At 65.3% G+C, this 20,389-nt stretch carries 11 protein-coding genes and 1 pseudogene; 9 read left to right on the plus strand and 3 right to left on the minus strand.

The features are described from left to right. Positions 1–24 precede the first annotated feature (24 nt). The 5 genes from ACZ5IK_RS15980 (at position 25) to ACZ5IK_RS16000 (ending at position 7,247) form a co-directional block, all read left to right on the plus strand. On the plus strand, positions 25–930 hold the full coding sequence (locus ACZ5IK_RS15980) for a hypothetical protein (RefSeq protein WP_465488345.1): 906 nt from the start codon (positions 25–27) through the stop codon (positions 928–930). Then, complete coding sequence (locus ACZ5IK_RS15985) at positions 930–2,957, plus strand: hypothetical protein (RefSeq protein ID WP_465488346.1); 2,028 nt, start codon at positions 930–932, stop codon at positions 2,955–2,957. Before ACZ5IK_RS15980 ends, ACZ5IK_RS15985 begins: the two co-directional genes overlap by 1 nt. Positions 2,958–2,959: 2 nt before the next feature. Continuing rightward, positions 2,960–3,697 carry a hypothetical protein gene (locus tag ACZ5IK_RS15990; protein ID WP_465488347.1) on the plus strand — a complete coding sequence of 246 codons (738 nt, stop codon included), beginning with the start codon at positions 2,960–2,962 and terminating at the stop codon, positions 3,695–3,697. A gap of 169 nt (positions 3,698–3,866) precedes the next feature. Continuing rightward, positions 3,867–4,775, plus strand: a complete 909-nt coding sequence (locus tag ACZ5IK_RS15995; protein ID WP_465488348.1) for a YDG/SRA domain-containing protein — start codon at positions 3,867–3,869, stop codon at positions 4,773–4,775. Between the two features lie 360 nt (positions 4,776–5,135). Then, positions 5,136–7,247, plus strand: a complete 2,112-nt coding sequence (locus tag ACZ5IK_RS16000) for an ATP-binding protein (RefSeq protein WP_465488349.1) — start codon at positions 5,136–5,138, stop codon at positions 7,245–7,247. 226 nt (positions 7,248–7,473) lie between these two features. Here the strand turns inward: ACZ5IK_RS16000 and ACZ5IK_RS16005 are convergent, their stop codons facing one another. After that, positions 7,474–8,430: a hypothetical protein gene (locus ACZ5IK_RS16005; protein WP_465488350.1), complete on the minus strand. Its 957-nt coding sequence runs from the start codon at positions 8,428–8,430 to the stop codon at positions 7,474–7,476. A 540-nt stretch (positions 8,431–8,970) separates the two neighbouring features. Here ACZ5IK_RS16005 and ACZ5IK_RS16010 point away from each other — a divergent pair. Further along, positions 8,971–9,816 carry a TIR domain-containing protein gene (locus tag ACZ5IK_RS16010; RefSeq protein WP_465488351.1) on the plus strand — a complete coding sequence of 282 codons (846 nt, stop codon included), beginning with the start codon at positions 8,971–8,973 and terminating at the stop codon, positions 9,814–9,816. A 60-nt stretch (positions 9,817–9,876) separates the two neighbouring features. Continuing rightward, positions 9,877–11,967 (plus strand): tetratricopeptide repeat protein, encoded by a 2,091-nt coding sequence (locus ACZ5IK_RS16015; protein ID WP_465488352.1) that lies wholly within the window; start codon positions 9,877–9,879, stop codon positions 11,965–11,967. On the opposite strand, the gene ACZ5IK_RS16020 is transcribed toward ACZ5IK_RS16015, so the two are convergent. Next, on the minus strand, positions 11,961–14,744 hold the full coding sequence (locus ACZ5IK_RS16020; RefSeq protein ID WP_465488353.1) for a tetratricopeptide repeat protein: 2,784 nt from the start codon (positions 14,742–14,744) through the stop codon (positions 11,961–11,963). The two genes, ACZ5IK_RS16015 and ACZ5IK_RS16020, sit on opposite strands and share 7 nt — an antisense overlap. A gap of 74 nt (positions 14,745–14,818) precedes the next feature. On the opposite strand from ACZ5IK_RS16020, the pseudogene ACZ5IK_RS16025 reads away from it, so the two are divergent. Both ACZ5IK_RS16025 and ACZ5IK_RS16030 read left to right on the plus strand, forming a co-directional pair. Beyond that, positions 14,819–14,993: pseudogene (locus tag ACZ5IK_RS16025) on the plus strand (IS5/IS1182 family transposase); the annotation flags it as partial. Between the two features lie 182 nt (positions 14,994–15,175). Then, entirely contained in the window at positions 15,176–17,272 is a 2,097-nt protein-coding gene (locus ACZ5IK_RS16030) for a tetratricopeptide repeat protein (RefSeq protein ID WP_465488354.1), read from the plus strand. Here the strand turns inward: ACZ5IK_RS16030 and ACZ5IK_RS16035 are convergent. Then, positions 17,255–20,365 (minus strand): hypothetical protein, encoded by a 3,111-nt coding sequence (locus ACZ5IK_RS16035; protein ID WP_465488355.1) that lies wholly within the window; start codon positions 20,363–20,365, stop codon positions 17,255–17,257. The two genes, ACZ5IK_RS16030 and ACZ5IK_RS16035, sit on opposite strands and share 18 nt — an antisense overlap. Positions 20,366–20,389: the final 24 nt, after the last annotated feature.

Below are 20,389 nucleotides of genomic sequence, written 5' to 3' on the forward strand. Positions count from 1 at the left end.
GCCCAGCAGGCCACAGTGCTTCCCATGACTGAGGACACGTACTCCCCCACCGACGAGCTACCGCCGTACCACGCGGTGCTGTCGGTGGACGTCAAGAACTTCAGCGGAGTCACCCCCGCCGACCATTACGCGCTCACCGAGTTGATCCCTACCATCCTTGAGCGCGCCTTCGAGCGAGCGGGCCACGCCGAGGTCTGGGCGGACCGTCGATTCCCGGCCGGTCGTGGCGACGGGTTCGTGGTCGGCTTCCGCCCGGAGACGTTGCCGATCCTCATCGGGTCGTTCCTCGACGCCCTGCAAGACGAACTGGCCTACCACCACCGTATGCGCCTCGGCCAATCCGGCGAGCCGACCCGCATGCGGGTGAGCGTCGCGGTGGGCCCGCTGATCGATTCCGGGAATGCCCGGCTCGGAGACGGCTCAGGTGCGGCCATGGTCGAGACACACCGACTCCTGGACTGCGAGCCGGTGCGCGAGCTGCTCGCCAGTTCCGAACCTGAGGTCACGTTCGTCGCCGCGGTGCTCTCGGCGCGCGTTTACGAGGACGTTGCGCTCTCCGGGTACGCGGCGAAGGCACCGGGTGAGTTCGTTCGTGTCCCGGTGTCGGTGAAGAGCTATGTGGGCGACGCCTACCTGCACGTGCCGAAGCCCTCGGGTGACCTGCTGTCCCGAGGGATCGGCACGCCGGACGAGCTGGTTCCCGCTGATCCGGTTTCGCCGAACCAAGTTCTCGAAGCCGACACCGCGGTGACCAACACGATCAACGGCACGGTGTACGGGAACGCGTTCCAAATGCGGGACCAGTATCGCTGGACCGACAAATCCCGGCACTCGCATCAACACACCGTCGGCGACGGGAACATCGTCACCGGCGGCAGCGTGAGCGGCGGTATCCGACAGAACGTCCGCAAGAACGGGAAGAAGGACTGATGACCACCACGGACAGCTTCACGGCCCCCACCGACAGCACCTCGGTCACCGGCGATGGCAACGTGACCGTGGGCGGCGACGTCACCGGCGGCATTTCCGTCGACGTGCAGAAATCGGGAGACATTCTCCAGGTCTTCGGCACCGGCAGCGGGTTCCGGGACCTGATCGTCCGGGACGAGATCGATCCTGGCCACCTCCGCTGGCTCAAGGACCGCTTCGCCGAGCCGCACGACTTCACCGGAATCGTGAACTCGTTGCGTGACAACAAAGTCGTCTTCCTCTACGGCCGCCCGCACAGCGGACGGTGGACGGCCGGCGTCTTAGCGCTCAAAGCCGTATCTAGCGCCGAAACACTAACGATCAACGTCATCGAATTCGATGAAGACACTCAGCTCAACTTGCGGCGCGTCGCACAGAACGCCCACGTCCTGCTTGACCTGACCAAGACCGACAACGACGTACTCGACAACGCCGAAGGCCAGCTCAAGAGCTTCCTAGGTACCGTCACGGCCGCGAAAGCCCATCTAGTCGTGCTCCTGCCCGAACCACCACCGCCCGGACTGCAGGCGCTCTACCAGGGCCGGACCAAGCAGCTCATCGAACCGCCTGCCGGGAACGTACTGCTCGCCCACCTGCAGAAGACCACGATCCCCGCGGAGATCTCGTCCAACCCCAAGATTACTGACGCGCTCGCATCGGCCCATCCCGCCGACGCGGCCTGGCTGGCCGACCTGATCGTGCGAGAACACCACCTCGCAGGAGAAGGCGCCGCCATCGACACCGTGGCTGAGAAGGCGGTCCTCGCCTACGGCAACTGGACGACCGAGCTGATCACCGTCTTCGACAAGGAAGAAGACTGGAACCGACGCAGCCTGATGCTCACCGTCGCCCTGCTCAGCGGCTGTTCGACCGAAACCCAATACTGGGCGGAACGCGAGCTGCTCACCCTCGCCGGGTACCCACCCCCACCCGGGAAGCTGCTGGAGGGCCGTGGCTTCGCCGGCCGGCTGACCGAGCTCAAGGGCGTTAGCTCCGCCGACGACCGGGCGCAGTTCGACCGCTTTTACTACGACCGTTCGGTCCTCCGGCATGTCTGGCACGGGTATCACGAACGCCGCGAGGAATTGGTGGATTGGGTGACCGCGCTCGGACTTGGGCAGCGGCTCCGGTTGGACGATGACGCCAGGGCCGGCTTGGTGAGTCGCTTCCTCGACCTCTGTGCGTCGCAAGACGCCGCCAAGTTCATCACGAAGGTGGCTGAAAGGTGGACAGGCTCTGGCAAGGCGGTGCCCGCCCGTATGGCCGTCGACCTGGTCACCGCTGGGGCGCTCGACGATCGCAGCGCTCCAGTGGTGCACCGTCAGCTGAACGATTGGGCCCGGAAATCCGACCTCACCCCCGAACTCGTCAATCTTGTGCTGGCGGTGTGCCGGTCCAAGTTCGGCCGCAAGCACACAGACAAGGCGCTTACCCGGCTGGGCAACCTCGCCCTGCACAACGACCGGTGGGTCAACGACGAGGTCGTGGCGGCCGTGCTCGCCCTTGTCCGCGACAACGGCGCGTTCCCGCAGGTGCTGGCGAAACTCGACGAGTGGCTGCGAAGCGGCAAGGAACGGCAGCGGGCCGTCGCGGTGCGGATCCTGCGCGAACTGCTCTCCGCGGACGCCGGCGAGTTCATCGGGGTTCACCGGCAGCCACTGATCCGGATCTGGCGGGCCCAACTGGCTCTGGAAGACCACGCGCTCGTCCACGAGGCGATCGGATCCTGGCTTGACCTGGTAACCGCCTCGGACCAGCAGGCTTTCCTACTGGGCGTACTCGGCGAAGCCGCGGCAACGTCCGACGCGCCGGTCACGCAGATCGGCGCGGTGCGCATGGCTGCCGACCGCTGGCTCGGATTCATCCCCCGCTATTGGGAAGACCACGACCGCACCGACCCCCGCCTCGCCGTACACCAGGCACTGGGAGAAGAACTGCTGAACAGGCATCCGTTCACCCCACAACCCATCCGGAACGAGGACTCCTAAACATGCGATGGCGCCATCGCACGACACAGGTCGAGCCCGCGCCGGACGAGCCCGACCGGCGCGCACCGTTCGCGGGCCCAATTCCCAGTGAGCTGCCCGGCTTCGACTTCGAGGTGAGCTGCACCGTGGTCTGGAGCGCATCACCAGCTTGGCAAGAGAAAGCCTGCAAGGAGGTCACCGCCCGTGCCGCCAGGCTGCTGAGCAGCTACTCGCCTATCCACGCAAACCTCGCCGGAACCCGGCTCGCCGCGGACCTGGCGGAAACCAGCCTGTTGTCAGACAAACCTCCAGTCCGTGTATGGGCGGAAGATGTCGTCCTCACCGTCAATCCGGACCAACTCGAACTGGCGCAGCAACACGCGCAACACCTCCGGCGGCGAGAAGTCGCCGCCGCCGGGCACGAGATCGAACGCGCCGAACTCACCTACCTGAAGAACACCGTCTTCAAGAACACGGCATCGGCAACCCTCTGGTGGCTACGAAACCACAACCACGACCTCACCGAGCTGATTTCAGTTGTCGAAGACCTAAATCGTACGGTGAAGATCGTGGCCGGCGATGACATCCTGCCTCCGGTGGATGCACTCATCGCCGCTTTCGACGCGTTGATCCCGGATCTCGCCCCAAGCGCGCGGTACGAAATCCACGATCAACTGGCACAGATGCTCTCCGCCTTCGGCAAGCACAGGGACGCAGACGCCTTGCGCTCCCAATCCAGGAAGCACCCGGCAGACGGATGAGGGGATCGTGGGTCTGTCCGGCGAACGGCTCCTCTGTGTCACGGCGTCGTGACAGAGAGGTACCGTTCAGCGAACAGTCCCCATTGACGAAGCCCAGCACCTGGCCCGTAGACCACGTCATCGCTTCCTGGTCTCGAGCTGTCGGTGTGAGTGACTACGCTGCCTAGCTGTGGGCAAAGTGCAGTACGGCGCCGTGGCCGGCGTCAGCGTGGGGGACCAGTTCGCCAGGTACCGGGACATGCATGCCGTAGGCCTGCATCGGACATTGCAGGCGGGCATCGCCGGGGGCAAGGAGGGATCAGATTCCATCGTCGTCAACGGCGGGTATCCCGATGACGTCGATCTCGGCGACCAGATCATCTACACAGGACAGGGCGGCCGTGACGAAACCACCCGTCGGCAGGTCGCCGACCAAGAGTTGACCTTGGGAAACGCCGGTCTCGCCGTGGCCTACCGGGACAAGCACCCGGTCCGGGTCATCCGCGGAGCATCCGGAGACCCGACGTACTCCCCGAAGACCGGCTACCGGTACGACGGGCTATTCGACATCGTCAACATGTGGCCAGAGACGAACGGCGACGGCTTCCGCATCTGGCGGTTCCACTTGGTGCAGGCTGCCGCTCCCGTGACACACGCTGGCCGAAAAGTGGCCGCAGCGAAGGCGAAACGGCGCGGCACCACGCGTAAGGCTGGTACGCGGACGACGTTGGTCGAGGTTCGCACCGGTCAGCCAGGGTTCCGGCAGGATCTCATTGATCGGTATGGGCTGGTCTGTGCGGTGACCGGCGACGGTCCCGCAGCAGCGCTGCAGGCTGCTCACCTGCGCGCCTTCTCCAAGTACAAACGTCACGTCGCTACCGAAGGGCTGCTGCTACGGGCGGACATCCACGGCCTATTCGACACCGCCCAGATGACTATCGATCCACGCGAACGAACAGTTCTCGTTCACCCAGGCCTGATGGGGTTCCCCGTCTACGCCCGTCTGGCCGGCCAGCGGCTCGCCATCGACGACGCTCTGCTACCCGATCTTGAGGTGCTCGTTGAGCACCACGCCGAGGTCACTGCTGGATGGCCGTAGGAGCCCGACAGGTGCTCAACGATGGAGGTTGCTCCAGCAGATCTCAGATACGTGCTTGGTCCTCGTGCTGGAGGTCAGGTGGGAGAGCGGCGGGACGTGTGGGTCAGCAGGGGCCGCGGTAGCTCACCACGGCTTCCGTGCGGTGTCGATCCCTCCTGTCGTCATGGGAGCGATAGCGGTCTTGGCGGGAACCCCTCAGCGAGACGATTCTTCGCCTCGGCGGCTGGGTGACTGCGCTGCCTCGCCCACCCCGCGGCCGCAATCCGGTCGGCACGCCCGCCTGCCCTGCCAATATCTCTCCTCCTTTCAGATCTCTGAGCTGCGGAGGAGCGCGGGCTGTGATCGGGCACACTGAGGGGCATGGTGGGGACCTCAGAGGGGCAGAACGTGATCCGCGGTGATGTCCTGGGCAACGCGATTCAGGCGAGGGATGTCGGCACGATCGTCCTTAAGCAGGCGGGGCGCCCGTCGGTGGTGCCGCAGCAGCTGCCGTCGGCATCGTCGCTGTTCACCGGCCGCGAAACCGAGCTGGAACGGCTAACTGCGGTGCTTGAGCACGAACTGGGTAAGGGTTCCACGGTGGTGATCTCAGCGCTTGCTGGCGCTGGCGGGATCGGGAAGACATGGTTAGCGCTGCACTGGGCACACCTTCACCAGGACCGTTTCCCAGACGGGCAGCTGTTCGTTGACCTGCGCGGCTTCGACCCCAGCGACGACCCGATGCCACCGCACGAGGCGGTCCGCGGGTTTCTCGACGCCCTCGGAGTCGCCTCGGACACCATTCCCGCGGAGCCGTCGGCACAGGTCGGGTTGTACCGCAGCCTGGTCGCAACGCGGCAGATGCTCATCGTGCTCGACAACGCCCGCGACAGCGACCACATCACCTCGCTACTGCCCGGTGGTTCCCGGTGCACGGTGCTGGTGACCAGTCGGGACCAGATGGCTGGCCTCATCGCCCGGCACAGCGCACGACCGGTCACCGTCGAGGCACTCGACGAGCAGCAGTCGCATGTGTTGCTCGCTCGCCGGCTGGGCGATGCTCGGCTGGCGGCCGAGCCCGCCGCTGTGACTGAGCTGGTGAGCAGCTGTGCAGGGTTGCCGCTGGCGTTGAGCATCGTCGCTGGCCGCGCGATCCTGGACCCACATGTTCCCCTGGCGGATCTGGCCGCGGAACTGCGCGACACCGCCACTCGTCTGCAGGCACTCGATGAGGGAACCCCGACCAGCAGCCTGGAAACGGTGCTGTCCTGGTCCTACCGTGCCCTCACTCCAGAACAGGCCACTGTGTTCGCGCTGCTCGGCGCAGCGCCCGGACCCGACATTAGCGTGCCCGCCGCCGCCAGCCTCACCGGCACACCGGAACCCCAGACACGCACGATCCTGCGGTCGCTCGAGCGCGTGTCGCTCATCCAGCAGCACCCGCCTCAGCGCTACCGGATGCACGACCTGGTCCGGCTCTACGCCGCACGCCACACCGAGCCCGCCGCCGAAGCTCAGGGCCTGCGCCGCCTGGTGACCTTCGCCTGTCACACCGCGCACGCCGCCGACCTGCTCATCGCACCCAGCCACACCCCCATCGAGCTCGACGAACTGGTTCCTGGCTGTGTACCCCGCCAACTCGCCGACCGTGACGACGCCTGGACCTATCTCACCACCGAGCGGGCCAATCTGATGGCCACCCTGCAACTGGCGGTGAAGAAGGGTTGGGACTCGGCGGTATGGCAGCTCGCCTGGGCTCTGACCACCGTCCAGCTCCGCCAGGGACACCTCCAGGACTATCAGACCGCATGGAAAGCAGGACTGGCCGCGTCCCATCACCTGCCCGATGTTCGTCTCCGCACCCGCGCCTACCGCCATTGCGGCCGCGCCGCCGCGCTGCTCGGCCAACATGATGACGCACTCCACCACCTGCAAGACGGCATCTCCTGGGCACAAGAGCACGGCGACCAGCTGGGTGAGGCCCACACCCATCGCGCACTGGCAGTGGCCTGGGACCAACGCAACGAGTACCAGAAAGCCCTGGAGCACTCCGAACGCGCCTTCCATCTCTATGAGGACGTCGGTGTCCCGGTCAGCAGCGCTCACGCTCTCAACGAGATCGGCTGGTACACCGCCAAAATCGGCAACCTCGCCCACGCACATCAGCACTGCACCGATGCCCTCGAACAATGTCGAAGCCGACAGGACCGCAGCGGCGAAGCAACCACACTGCTCAGCCTCGGATACATCGCCCACCACACCGGTGACACCGATCACGCGGTCAATACCTACCAGCACTCCCTGTCCCTCTACCGGGAACTCGGCGATGCCGCATCTGAAGCCACCACGCTCGATCTCCTCGGGGATGCGGTTGAGGCCCGGGACAAGGTGGCGGCGCGCGAGGCATGGGAACAAGCCCTCGAGCTGTTTCAGTCGCAATACCGCACCAAGGACGCCGACCGCGTCCGTCAGAAGCTCAGCACAGTCAGCTAAACGATATTTTCAGGATGTGCTGCGTTGTCTATGTCCGAGAACCCGGCGTGTGCCTTTGTCTGCAACGGAGTGACCTTCTTTTTTTACTGCGCGGCGCCGCCCTGCAGCTGGTGTCACACGTCAGGCTGACGCTGACGCCTAGCAAATGCCTCGACAGCACTGCAACGACGCTAACAACAGGCCGCCAGCACCGCGACAGATCAGCATGCGAGAGAACAGCAAGTGCTCACGCGTAACGTCGGCGTTCCTTCCACGCCACATAGCTATCCACATCGTCACGCAGGGCATGGTGAAACTCAGCTCGCAGCTGCCTCAAGTCGCGACGCGGACCTGAACTAGCCGTTGCGAGAAGATCTCCCAATGAATGATGAAGCAGGCACCCGTGCCAGGCGCTGTACACCGCCACCGCATCGATCCGGAAGTTGTCGTGGCGGTCCAGGAGCACGTAGCCGAGTAGCTGCCGCAGCCAAGTCGCCACGTCGTCCGCGGTGGGCTCGACGGCTAACTTGACATCGATCAACGTCCTGCCAATCACCAGATCAGCCACACCGAAACCAGAGGCCCACTCGGGTGCGACCACTACCTTCTCCCCCAAGGCCACCAACGCCCGGCGACCACGAGCCAGATAGAGGTCCCAGCAGTGGCACACCATGTCGAGCAGCTCGCAGCTCCTGCCCATGCTGTCCTCGTCCATAGCCAAGCTCAGGAAGAATGAACGGCGCCGATCGACCGTGCGGGAGTTACCCCAGCGATGCATCGGCTGCCGAAACGACGCCAGATCCAGACACGCGGCAAAGACCCCGCGCTGGGCATCATCCACCGCGACACGGTGATGTGTGCGCTCCCAGTGCAGCAGAACCGGGTCAGTAGTCCCCTGACCAGCAAACGACGCCAGCGGACGATGTTCAAAGCCGGCCGCGGCCAGCGTCGCAGCACACCGGTCGACGGGGAGATATGACAGCTCCTGCATGCGGGGCGGGGTGTTCGCCAGGTCGAGCCCGATACACAGTTCGACGGCCCACCCGACGCTGTCACGCCCGACAACGGGGGCGCTCGCGTCGACTGCATTCGAGGTCAGCTCGTGGACCCATGCTTCCACTACGGACCCGCGATTCGGTAGCTGGTCATCGAGGAACCGCGACAGTGGAGTCCCTGCGTACATGGCTTGCTCTTGGATACCCACGCCGTCTCCGATCACTCAAGCCGGCCTCATTAACGGAACCGACCATGCTGCACACGTCGTGCAACTGCAAGCCATCAGCAGAATGGCTCTACCGTTGGTAGCATTCATGCTTCTTTGCTCGTGCGCATACCACCATCCCGCATCATCGATGAATGCGGTGTCCCAGCTGCGCAAGGCGCTCGATTCGGCGGCCGCGGCCGTCGGGGGTGCCGGAGCTAATCCTGACCCGCCCGCCCGGCTACCTCCTGATGCTGTACCGGACACGATCGACGCGGTGCGGTTCGAACGGCTCGCCACCGCGGGGTGCACGACTGCTGAGGGGAGATCGGCGAGGTGTTCCCTACGACTCCGCGTGCGATCCCACCAACCGACCTCACACCGCGTGGGCGACCGTCCACACCGGCACCACTCGTGAGCAGACGAGTCGATAGACTCCACCAAGTGGAGGTGCAAGCCCGCTTCAGCGAACCGGTCGAGCGCATCCACTGGGTCCCCGGCTCGACCGGCCGGCCCGGAGACGAATCAAGGAGGCGGGCCTGAATGCCCGAGCTAGACCGGGACCGCACGGTCTTCGTGATCCACGGGCGCGACAAGAAGGCGCGACGCGCACTCTTCGAGTTCGTCCGTGCGATTGGCCTTCAGCCATTGGAGTGGTCACAGGTGTTGGCCGAAGTACAGCAAGGCTCCCCGAAGATCGGTGACGTGGTTCAGGCAGTCCTGAGCAAGGGCCGCGCCGTCATCGCGCTATCCACGCCGGACGACCTCGTCCAACTCAAAGCCGAGCACGCCGACGACGAACACGACTTAGAGACCCAGTTGGCGGGGCAGGCCCGCCCGAACGTCATCTACGAGACCGGCATGGCGATGGCGCTGATCCCGGAGCGCACGATCCTGGTCGAGTTCGGCAAGGTACGACGGTTCACCGACCTCAATGGACACTTTGTGGTGCAGTTGAGCAACGACGCGGCACCACGCAAGCTCCTCGCCCAGCGACTGCTGAACGTCGGGTGCGCGGTCGACCTCAGCGGGAACGACTGGCTGGAAGCGGGCGACCTCACCCCGCCTGCCACGACGACGAACGCGCGAGTCACCCTGGCGCGACTGGCTGCTCGCCCGGAGCAGACCGACGAAGACGGGATCCTGCTGGACAACTTCACCGTCACGCCCGATCACAAGGTGTATGGGGAGGCACACAACAACGGTACCGCGACGAAGCATCTGATCATCAAAGTCACGTTCTACGATGCGAACGGCAGGATCCTCGGCACGGGCAATGGCGCGCTGAACGGCCTCGCCCCGGAACGGACGAAAACCTTCACTTTGGCCACGCAGGACAAAGTTGACGGCTACCAGGATTACAAGGTCGAGGTCGACACCGCGTTCTAACGAGGTCAGAACCCATCGGGGCGCTCGCATCCGCGGGCGAATGAGTCGACAATCGGACTCATGTCCCCAGAGCACCACGTGCGGAACAGCCTCACCGGTGACCAGACGTTCGCGGTGCAAGCCGGTGTCATCCATGACGGTATGCACATCACGATGCCTGACGGCAACAGGCCCGAGCCTCGCCAGCTTCCCGCCGGCGTCGCTGGTCTGATCGGTCGCGAGGACCTGCTGGCCAGGCTGGACGAGTTGCCACCCGACGGACTCGCCGTCCTGTCCGGGATGGCCGGTGTCGGCAAGACGGCGCTCGTCCTGCACTGGGCGCACAGCGCGGCCCACAGGTTCCCGGACGGCCAGCTGTACGTCGACCTGCACGGCTTCGGGATAAACGAACCTCTACGCCCGCATAACGCATTGGCGGGGTTTCTGCGAGCGCTCGGGTACTCGCGCCCCGAAGAGCTGGCCACGCTCGACGAGCGCGCCGCGCACTTTCGGACGTTGATGAGCGGGCGTCGGGCGCTCGTCGTGCTGGACAACGCACAGTCCGCGGATCACGTCCGGCCGCTGCTACCCGGTCCCACCGGAGGCACCGTCATCGTCATCAGCCGCCACCAGCTGAGTGGCCTCGTCGTCCAGCACGCGGCCACCGCGATCCGAGTTGACCCGCTGCCGGACGAGGCCGGCTTGATGCTCCTCCGCTCGGCCATCGGCGACCGATCTCGCCACCCCGATGCAGGCACGCTGGTGCGTTTGTGTGCCGGATTGCCGCTGGCGTTGCGCATCGTGTCCGAGCGAATCGCTCGCTCCACCTCGGCCGAGCTCGATGGGGTCGTTGCCGAACTCGCCGACGAACAAGCGCGCTTGGATGTGCTCGACACTCACGACGACCCCCGTTCCGCAGTGCGAACGATATTCGCCTGGTCCTGCCGGGCACTGCCGGACCGCGAGGCCCGCGCCTTCCGATTGCTCGGGTCGCACCCTGGTTCCGAATTCGGTCCGAACGCCGTTGCTGCGCTTCTTGATGTCTCTTCGGAAGCCGCTATGAATTTACTCAGGTCACTGGCGCGGAAGCACCTCCTATTCGATCTGGGTCGCGGCCGATTCGGCTGGCACGACCTCCTCCACACCTACGCGCGGGAGCTGAGCGACCGCACCGAAACAGCGGAAGACCGGCAAGTCGCAATGGCCCGGTTGTACGACCATTACTTGCACTCGGCAGATCGGGCGGGGCAAATCGTGATGCCGCATCGACTCCGCTTTCCCCTCGAAGGGCAGGCGGTGGCACTGCCCGGAATGCAGAGCCGCGACGACGCGCTGCGGTGGCTGGATCTTGAACGCCGGAACCTCGAAACGATGTGCGCGATCGATGATCCGGCACTCGACAGACGGCACTGGCAGCTCGCATACACGTTGCGGGACTACTACTTCCTGACCAAAGCCCGCGACGGGTGGCTGAGCACCCATCAGAACGCTCTCGCGGCATGCGTTCGTGCCGGCGATTCGCTCGCCGAGGCGCGCACGCGCAACAACCTCGGCATGGCGCTGGTCGAAATCGGCGAGCTGGACGAAGCGGCGAAGCACTACCGGCGGGCACGCGAACTGTTCGAAAAACTAGGCAACGGGCACGGCAGAAGCAACGCCCTCGCCAACGAGGCAGCGGTACTGCGAAGGCGAGGTGACTTCATAGCGGCGTTGCGAAACCAAGAGCAGGCACTCCAGTGGTATCGCGAAAGCGGGGCACACCGGAACGTGGGGATCACCCTGCGAAGCAAAGCGCTCGTGGAGATGGAATTGGGCCGCTTCACCAACGCCGTCGAGCACGCCGGAGAGGCCATCGATATCGCGCTCGGACTTGGCCTGGAGGTCGACGCGGCGGAGGGTTACGGCAGGCTCGGCAGGATCCACCAACGGGCAGGCGACCACCTTCTGGCCGAGATCGCGTTCCACCGAGCCCTCCAGCACGCGCGGAACAGCGGCAGCCAGCACGAGGAGGCCTGTGTCCTTCAGGAACTCGGCGGGCTCGCCGCGTCGGCAGGCCGGTTCGAGGAAGCGCGGGACTTCTGGGTCGCCGCACTGAGCTCGTACCGGAGGCTCGGCCCGGCCGAGGGCAGCGTGGTGGCGATGGCACTCGCCCAGCTCGGGGTCAATCAGTAATTCGGCTGGTCCCCTGCGAGTCCGAGCAGCCAGTGGTGGACCACCTCAGCGATGGCGAGATCGAACGGCTCCAAGATGAGAGGCGTCCGCGCGGCCGCCTCGCCGAGACGGTCACGCGCGTCCTCTGCGATCGCCACAGCGGCTTCGAGCTGATCTCCGACGACCTCGCAGGCTGTCCCGAGCGAATGTGCCAGCACCACGTTCGCCCGCAACGCCCTCGGGTCATCCGGGCCGTGCGCCGATTCCTCCTCCGCGAAGGCAACGGCCAGCTCCATGACCTCGACCACCGTGTCTTCCCACGTCACGACTTCTTCGTTCCGGGCGGATCGGTGATCGCTGAGGTTGGCGTTGAGCAACTTCCGTGCCGTCACCAGGGTGTCGAAGTGCGCCGGTCCCTGTGCCTGGAGCCGTTCGGCATACACGACCCAGTAGGACTTTCCGTGCGCGTCCGCGCTGTTCTCGCGGGCGTCGATGGTGTCCGGGTGATCGGGGCCGAGAACCACTTGCCTGCAGGCAGCCACGTAGTCGTAGACGTCCGCGGCCTCATCGGCCCGGCCGAGCCGACGCAGGTTGTGGCCAATGGCTTCGACCGCTTCCAGCGTCTCGGGCGCGTCCGGCCCGACCGTCCGCTGCCAGCGGGCCCAGGCGCCGTAGGCCAGTCTGAGGGCGAGTTTTCTTGAGCCACTTCGCCCCACAGCGAGCACAAGGTTGTTCAGCGCGATCAATGTTCTGCGCGAAGTACACCCGTCGACTTCGCAGCGACTGCGGTAAATTGCGCGGTGCAGGCTCAACGACTTCTCAGCGGCACCGAGCTTTCCGAGTGTATTCGCCAGGTTCTCCTTGGCCTGCAAGCTGTCGCTGTGCGTCGGCCCTTTAAGGGCGCTGTACCGCACAACGCTCTCCTCCTGCAATTCCGCCGCGATGGTGAAGTTCCCTTGCCCGAAATGCGCTGCCGCCAGGCTCACCAGTGCCACCAGCCGCGTCTCCTCGTCGGCCTCCGCCGACTTCTCGCACAACCGGTGGAGAACCTCGAACGAGTACAGGGAGCCCGAGGTGTCTCCGAGTTCGTATTGCGACCGACCGGCCTCGTTCAATACGTGCCACTCGCTCGGCCCGCAAGGCCACTCCTCGGTAGTAGCGAGGGTGATCACGTGGTCCAGCCAGGACGACAATTTTCTGGTGACGTCGAACTGGTCGCGGGCGGATTCGAGCGAATCGCCGATCACATTCACTGCCGCCTCGTGCAGCCGTTGGCGGTACGTGGGCGGGAAGAAGAATTTCGCCGCCCTGGCCAACAGCGCATGTACCCGATAGCTGTGGTCGCCCAGCCGGGTGGCCAGGCCGCGCTCGACCAGTGCGCCGAACGAGGCCGTGGTGGCTCGGCGGTCCACAGCTGCACCGAGGATCTCGTCGACGAGATCCCTCGGTAGCGGGGCGTCACCAAGGACACTACTCACCGCCAGCGCGTCACGGCCATCGTCGCGAAGCGCGCGGAAACTACGCAGCACGGTGGCACTCAACTGCTTGCGGTAGGCGACGGGGATGTCCGTCAGATGTGTCGCCATCTCCAGCGAATCAGGCGTGTTCCGCTGCAGTTCCCGTCGAAGTGACTCATACCCCGCGAACCCGACTGTCCTGGTCAGTCCAGCAGCGATCGTCAAGCCCAGCGCGTTACGTCCGAGGTCGGTGACGAGTCCTATCGCTGCCGACCGCTGCGCCGATGGGCCGGCCGGAAGCGGATGAGCCGCGGTTAGGACCTCGACGCCGCTCCGCTCGTCCAGCGGGACGAGGACGAGCTCATCCGATACGAGACCCGCAAACTCACCACGTGTGGTCAGAAGTGTCTTGCCATTGTCCGTAGGGGCGTACATCACGCCCAGCAAAGCTTCGTCCACCGCCGACGGAACGTCATCGACGAGCCACAGGTACGGCTGCCCAGCACGCAGCCTCCTGCCAATGGCCGCTGTCAACTCGTCCGTACGGTCCACTTCGGTGTCCGCACCGAGCATTCTCGCGATGTCGTGCAACTGTTGGTGAAAGCGCGCCAACACGACGGCAGGGTCGAACCGGCCGCGCTGACCGCTACCTCCAAGCCGGACCTGAAACACACCGCCAGGGTGATCTTCGGCGAACAGACGTGCGTACTCCTCACACAGAGCCGTCTTGCCCTCGCCCGCGTCACCCCGGACCGAGACGACCGGATGGCCACGGTTTCCCGGCTTCGACTTGACGCGCAACGATTCGTGCAATTCCCACATCATTTCGCCGCGCCCACGAAATCGCTTGTTCGCGGGCAACGGGCGCGGATACCAGTCCGGCTCGCCCACCGGCGCGGCATCGCCGAATCTGCGCTGGTCGGTGGCACGAACACGAGCGACCTTCGCCGCGATGATCTCGGCTTGCTCCGCGACGTCATGACCTTCGCGAGTGAGCAGCTTCGGCCGCTTGAGCTGACGCGGCCGCAAGGCGCTCGGACGCACGCGCCAACTGATGGGCATGACCCGCTCGGTAGCGCCCTGTTCGAGTCGGTAGGCCGCGGTCAAGGCGATGAGCAGTTCTTTTCGGCAGCTCGGACTTTCGTGGAACGTCGGCGTCATCAGCGGAACGAGCATCCGTGCCCCGAGCAATGCCTCCCGGAGCGCGGGGTCCAGTGTGTCGCCGAAGGGGATGTTCTTGTCGTCCTGGAACACCGCCACGCCACAACCGACGAGCGCGGCGTGCAAGGCGTCCGCCCAGTCCTTATCGTCCCAGTTGTAGCAGATGAACACGTCGTACACTTTCGCCAACATAGTCGTATCCGTGCCGCGACGAGCACCTGGACAGAGCCGCCGATATGCAGGTTGTCGGCGACGCCGTGGCTGTCTCAGCAGCCAACACCACGACATCCACGCGCTCACCCCCTGGTCATGACGATCCCGGCGATCAAGTCCCGGCGCGGCCCGCGACGACGCAAGCCCGCCAAGCTGCATGCCGACAAGGCCTACGATCAAGCCGACCTGCGGCGATGGGTCCGCGACCGCGCCATAGATGCCCACTGACGTCATCTTGGCCGAGTACCGCACCGAATGATCGCGATCATGTCCGTCCCCGTCCTGGTACAGGTAGCGGTACAGGGGTATCTGGGTCGGGTTGGGAAACCGTTACGGCGCGGAGCAAAACGACCAGTCCGGCGGTGTTCGGCTCCTGACATGGGCTTCATACTCGCCTGATGCCCGATGATCCTCGGACGCACAACGAAATCAGCGGAGCTGTGATCGGCAACGTGCTGCAGGCCGCGACCGTGGAGACAATCACCGGCACTCCGCGCCCCACCGCACTGACCGGGTTGCCGCCCGCGGTACCGGCATTCGTCGGCCGAGACGCGGAACTCGCGCGGCTGACTGGGATGCTGAGGCTTCGTGATCTGGACGAGTCCTCCGGACGCTTAGTCGCCGTCATCGCCGGAATGGCGGGTGTCGGGAAGACCGCTCTCGCTCTTACCGCCGCCCACCGTGCTTGGCGAGCCGGATGGTTCCCCGGTGGTGTGCTGATGATCGACATGCTCGGCTACGATTCACCCGAGCACCGTGTTCGTCCCGAAGTGGCGCTGGGCAGCGTGCTCGGCAACGTCGGTGTCATGGGCGAGCACATACCCGCTGACGGGCCGGGCAGAGAACGCCTGTGGCGCACCCTGTTGGCGGAGCGCGCCACAGTGGGCGAGCGCATGCTGATCATCATCGACAACGTCTCGAGCTCCAGTCAGGTGCGTCCGCTGCTTCCTGGAATGCCACCGCACGAGGTCATGGTCACCAGCAGGCACATCTTGGCCGACGTCGAGGCTGCCGCGCTGATCAGACTGGGTGTGCTGAATCCCAGTGAGGCGGCTACGTTGCTCGGCCATCAGCTCACCACGGCGGAAGCCGACGACGACCGTGCGATTACGCAGTCAGCCGAGGTCGAGCAGATCGCGCGGATATGCGGGGGGCTGCCTCTCGCGATTCGGATCGCAGGCGCGCTGCTCGCGGCCGATCAAGGGCAGCCGTTGGTGGAAATGATCGAGACGCTGGCCGACGAGCGCGTCCGGCTCGAGGAACTGAGCTACGACGGCAGCTTCGCCGTGCGCTCCGCGTTCGAACTGTCCTACCGGCAGCTCGAGGAGGCCGACGCCCAGCTGTTCAGGCTCCTGGCTGTGCATCCCGGTCGAGAGTTCCCGACGGAAATGGCGGATGTCGTCCTCGGTGAGCGGCGCCGCGGAGGACTGCGGCGGTTGCACCGAGCCAACCTGATCGACGCAGGAGGTATCCGTGGCCGATGGCGCATGCACGATCTTGTGCGGCTCTACGCACATCAGCTCGCCATGAACGATCCCGACCGGGGCGCCGTGATCAGGAAGATCACCGGTCACTACCTCGGGTTGTGCGTCCGGGCCCACCGTCGCCTCAGCACGCCGGTCCGCTCCGCGGCCGAAAGGGGCAAGCTGAACGAGGTACTGCACGAAATCGATCTCGAACTGCCCAATGTGGTCGCGGCGGTAACGCAGGCGCACGAGACCGGCCTCGACGACGTGGCGATCCAGCTCGCCGAGGCTATGTTCACGTACCTCGATCTCCGCAAATGCTGGGACGCCTGGATTCACGTCGATCAGCTCGCTCTGCTGTCAGCATCTCGCGCGGGCGACGCGCACGCAGCGAGCAGGATCAGGATCAACCTGGGAGTCGCGTTTCGCGACCTGGGCCGGTTCGACGACGCGATCCGCTGTTGTGAGCAGTCGCTGGCCTACTTCCGGGGAGCCGGGGACAGCCATCGCGAAGCCGAAACGCTCAACAACCTCGCGGTCGTCCTGCGCAAGTGCGGCAGGCTCGACGAAGCACTCGCCGAACTCGACACGGCCCTGGCGGTCTGGCAACGGCTCGGGGACGCGCTCGGGCAGACGAGAGCGCTGAACAACATGGGTCTTGTCCACAGGAGTGCTGGCTCGTACGCCGCCGCCGTCGAATGTTTCGGGCGGGCACTGGACCTGGTGCGCACGACGGACGATGAGCAGCGCAAGGCCAAGGTGCTGCACAACTATGGGGTGGTGTGCCTGCAACTCGGCCGGTTCGCGGAGTCGGCCGACCGGCTAACCCTGGCACTCGAACTCAGGCGCAACCTCGGTGATCGCTACCGTGAGGCCAAGACCCTGGCGATGCTGGGCACGGTCCTGCTCGAGGTCGGGCAGCAAGAGGACGGGAGCGACATGCTGCGACGGGCTCTCGCCGTGTTCCGCGAACTCGGCGATCAGCGCTGGGCGGGCAAGGTGGTCGCGCGGCTAGCGCGGCAGGCTTGACCTCATCTCACTCAGCCACTCGCGGACCTCGACCGGCGCGGCCGATTCGATCGTCTCGTCAGGCATCCGGTGCAGGCTGAGCGCGAGGAAGTCCTCCTGAAACGCCTGGTGCGCGAAGTGGAACAGCGACCCGTTGTCCAGCGATCTCTCCTCGATCGGGAGCAGAACACTTTGTACGGCAAGGGCTTCCGGGTCGACGTCGACAAACCACGCGGGGCCGTCGACCAGCACGTCGTCGATCGCCACCGTCGGCAGCAGGGAAAGCTCACCCGTGTCGTCGAACAAGATCACCTTTCGTGCGGCCGCCACCATCACCTGATAGGCGCGAGCCTTCGTGCGGTCCAGCGACTCAGCGCGGTCGCCGCGGATCGGGGGACGGATCGCACCACCGGTCGCCTTTGGGTTGCGCCAGTCCCGTTCAATCTTCTGGTCGATCCAGCTGCTGAACAGTTCGAATCTCGACCGGGGCCGCACGCCCTCGTGCCGGACATCGTCGATGAGCATGCTCAGGAACAGCGGGCGGCAGGGGATGTCGCCGTACAACTCGCCGTACCGCCCTTCCTCCACCAGCCGGCGAAACCCGCTGAGGTGGGGATTGGGCCCGTCGAACTGAAGGGACCTGTCGACCAAGCCCACCATGCACTCGGTGGTCCACGGCTGCAGCTCGGTAGCGGTGATGTGCTGGAGTGCAGACTTCTCGCTCGGTTCAGGCATCGCAGCGCGCACCTCATCGCGGCGGCTGTTCCAGAACTCGGTCCGCACGCTCACCAGAACCGGCACCTTGACCTTGCGCAGCGCCTGGAGGAAGTCCAGCACACCCGAACGCCGGTGGGCCATCGGCGCCTCGTCAAGTCCGTCGACGATCAGGTACAGGTCCTCGCTCGGGTCGGCGAGCATCACCTCGAGACAGCCTGGCGATATCTCCCGCCACAGCTCGTGCGAGAGGCCCTGTGACTCGTCGGTGGGCTCGTCGCCCTCTCGCAGCACCGTGGACATGATGTCAAGCATGTAGGCTTTGTCCGCCGTCAGGCGGGCGGCAGGTAGGAGAAGCACCTGTCTGCTGGACATCCTCGACGCGCGGACCGCGACGGTGGTCTTGCCGAAGCCAAACTCACCGACGACGAGGTGGATCCCCTTGAAGTGTTCGACAAGCCGGGGCACCGGGTCGCCGAGTTCGTCGGTGAGTTCGCTGATTGTCTCCAGACCTCGGTAGGAGAAGGTCGTCTGATACCTACGGAACGGAACCTCGACGATCGGGGCGTCCCGCACGAGGCCGCTCACGACGGCGGCCGCCTGCTCCGTATAGTCCGCGATAACTGTCTTGCACTGCTCGTACACTGCTTGCCATACGTGGCCCACGAGATTGTTACAGTCCCACAACCCCGTCCAGTTGACGTCGCCGAGCGACATCAGCGCGTCCAGCGCGGTCAGCACGGCCGAGTTGTACCGTTCGTCGCGATGGTCCTGGCTGTGGAAGAAAAGGTAGTGGTCAGCCGTCAAATCCGAGAGCTGGAATTTCCTGATCCTCCCGACGGACTCTTTCGCATTCGTCTCGTGCCAGCTGTCGCCCCGGAGCAGCCTGGTCAGCTGCACAGCCACGCGGAGCGGCTGACCGTGGTGATCAGTCGTGTCCACGAGGACGAGGCCGCGTATGGCCTCGCTCGGGGTCACCTGGACGTCACCGCCGAGGCCACCGAAAGCAATGAACAGGTACGCACAAGCGATCCGCACGAAGTCGTCGTCGGACGCCGCATTCCGCAGGTTACTCACGTTGACGGCATACCGCTGCCGCTGCTTCCACGCTCTCCTTGGCTTGGTCAGCGGGGGAGGCGTTTGGCCGGAGCGGACCTCGCGGCGGCGGGGCTCGTCGACCGGGGCGTGCCGGGGCGACAGCTTCGCGATCATGGTGTCGTCGACCTCGAACGGCGGCTCCGGCTCGTACACTTCGAGCCTTTTGAGCAGCACCGCCAGCAGTCGAGCGGCGAGTTGGAAGAACCACCATCGATCGGCGTCGGACAATGTGGATCGCCCGGTGAGGATCAGCGCGCTACTCACCGACGCGGCCTGGAACTGCCTGCGCCACTCCTCAAGCTGTCCGTGCCGCTCCCCCCACCGTTCCCCGGCCACCTTGATCTCGGCGACAGCTGCGCACAGCGCGGCAGGGAGCTCATCGGTGTTCCCTTCCCCGGTGAGATGGAGAAGAAGGCGCTTCCGCTGCATCGGGTCGGTGATCGCGTCGAGCGAATGACGAACCACGGACATGAACAACGAGGCCTGATCCCACGCCAACGGCAGCTCCGAGCCGTACGAGGCGAGGTCGATCAGCCTGTACTCGAACGGCTGGTCGTCGCGAGGTGTGGAGCACATGATGTTGTTCGCGTGCAGGTCACGATGCACCCTCCCGGATTGCACGCGAAGCTGGACTGACCTGCTGAGGCGGGATGACAACGCAAAGGCGAGCGGGTTCGGCAGCACGTCGCCCCCGATCCTCAGCCAGGCGACCGGTTCCCGCAGAAGCTGCGGCACCCGGTCGACCCACGTCCAGATCTTGCCGCCCGGCTGGACGCGTACGTCGAGGTGCCGGTGGAGCAGCTCGGCCAGGCGCAGCCGTTGCGGCCTGGTGCCGGTGCTGTTCCACTCGGTCAGCAACGAGCCGCAGATCTGGCCGACAGCGGAGCATAACGACGGCGTGCCAATCAGGGACTCGAGTGTGGCGTGCCCCTGGAGACCTCCGGCCGCGACTTCCTGGAACATCAACACACCGTTGGCGCCGTGAGGAATCGAGTGAAACGGCAAGGCCACGAGATGACGTTTGGCGAACTCCGGCGCGTCCTGCTGCGCAGCCAGGTGTCGGCGGGCCTCGTTGTCATGGGCCGACTCCGTATCGAACGCCTTGAGGATGATCCTGCGCTCGGGTGCGCCACCCGTCTCTTGTAGGAACGCGGTGGCGACTCGTGCCGAACTGTGGCCGTACAGGCGGTGATCCACCTCGATCAGCATCTTGTTGGCTTCGACCCAGCGGGACACAATCGCACCCGCCTCCGTCCCCAGGGCCTCCGCGAGCGACGCACGTGCGGAATCACTGCTGCGCAACGAGTTCCTCCGGCCTGTTCTTCG

It is taken from the genome of Amycolatopsis sp. NPDC031561, from assembly GCF_055580625.1.

Coding starts and splice junctions, on each gene's coding strand:
- ACZ5IK_RS15980 (WP_465488345.1), top strand. CDS start 25: ATGACTGAGGACACGTACTCCCCCACCGACGAGCTACCGCCGTACCAC.
- ACZ5IK_RS15985 (WP_465488346.1), top strand. CDS start 930: ATGACCACCACGGACAGCTTCACGGCCCCCACCGACAGCACCTCGGTC.
- ACZ5IK_RS15990 (WP_465488347.1), top strand. CDS start 2,960: ATGCGATGGCGCCATCGCACGACACAGGTCGAGCCCGCGCCGGACGAG.
- ACZ5IK_RS16000 (WP_465488349.1), top strand. CDS start 5,136: ATGGTGGGGACCTCAGAGGGGCAGAACGTGATCCGCGGTGATGTCCTG.
- ACZ5IK_RS16010 (WP_465488351.1), top strand. CDS start 8,971: ATGCCCGAGCTAGACCGGGACCGCACGGTCTTCGTGATCCACGGGCGC.
- ACZ5IK_RS16015 (WP_465488352.1), top strand. CDS start 9,877: ATGTCCCCAGAGCACCACGTGCGGAACAGCCTCACCGGTGACCAGACG.
- ACZ5IK_RS16030 (WP_465488354.1), top strand. CDS start 15,176: ATGCCCGATGATCCTCGGACGCACAACGAAATCAGCGGAGCTGTGATC.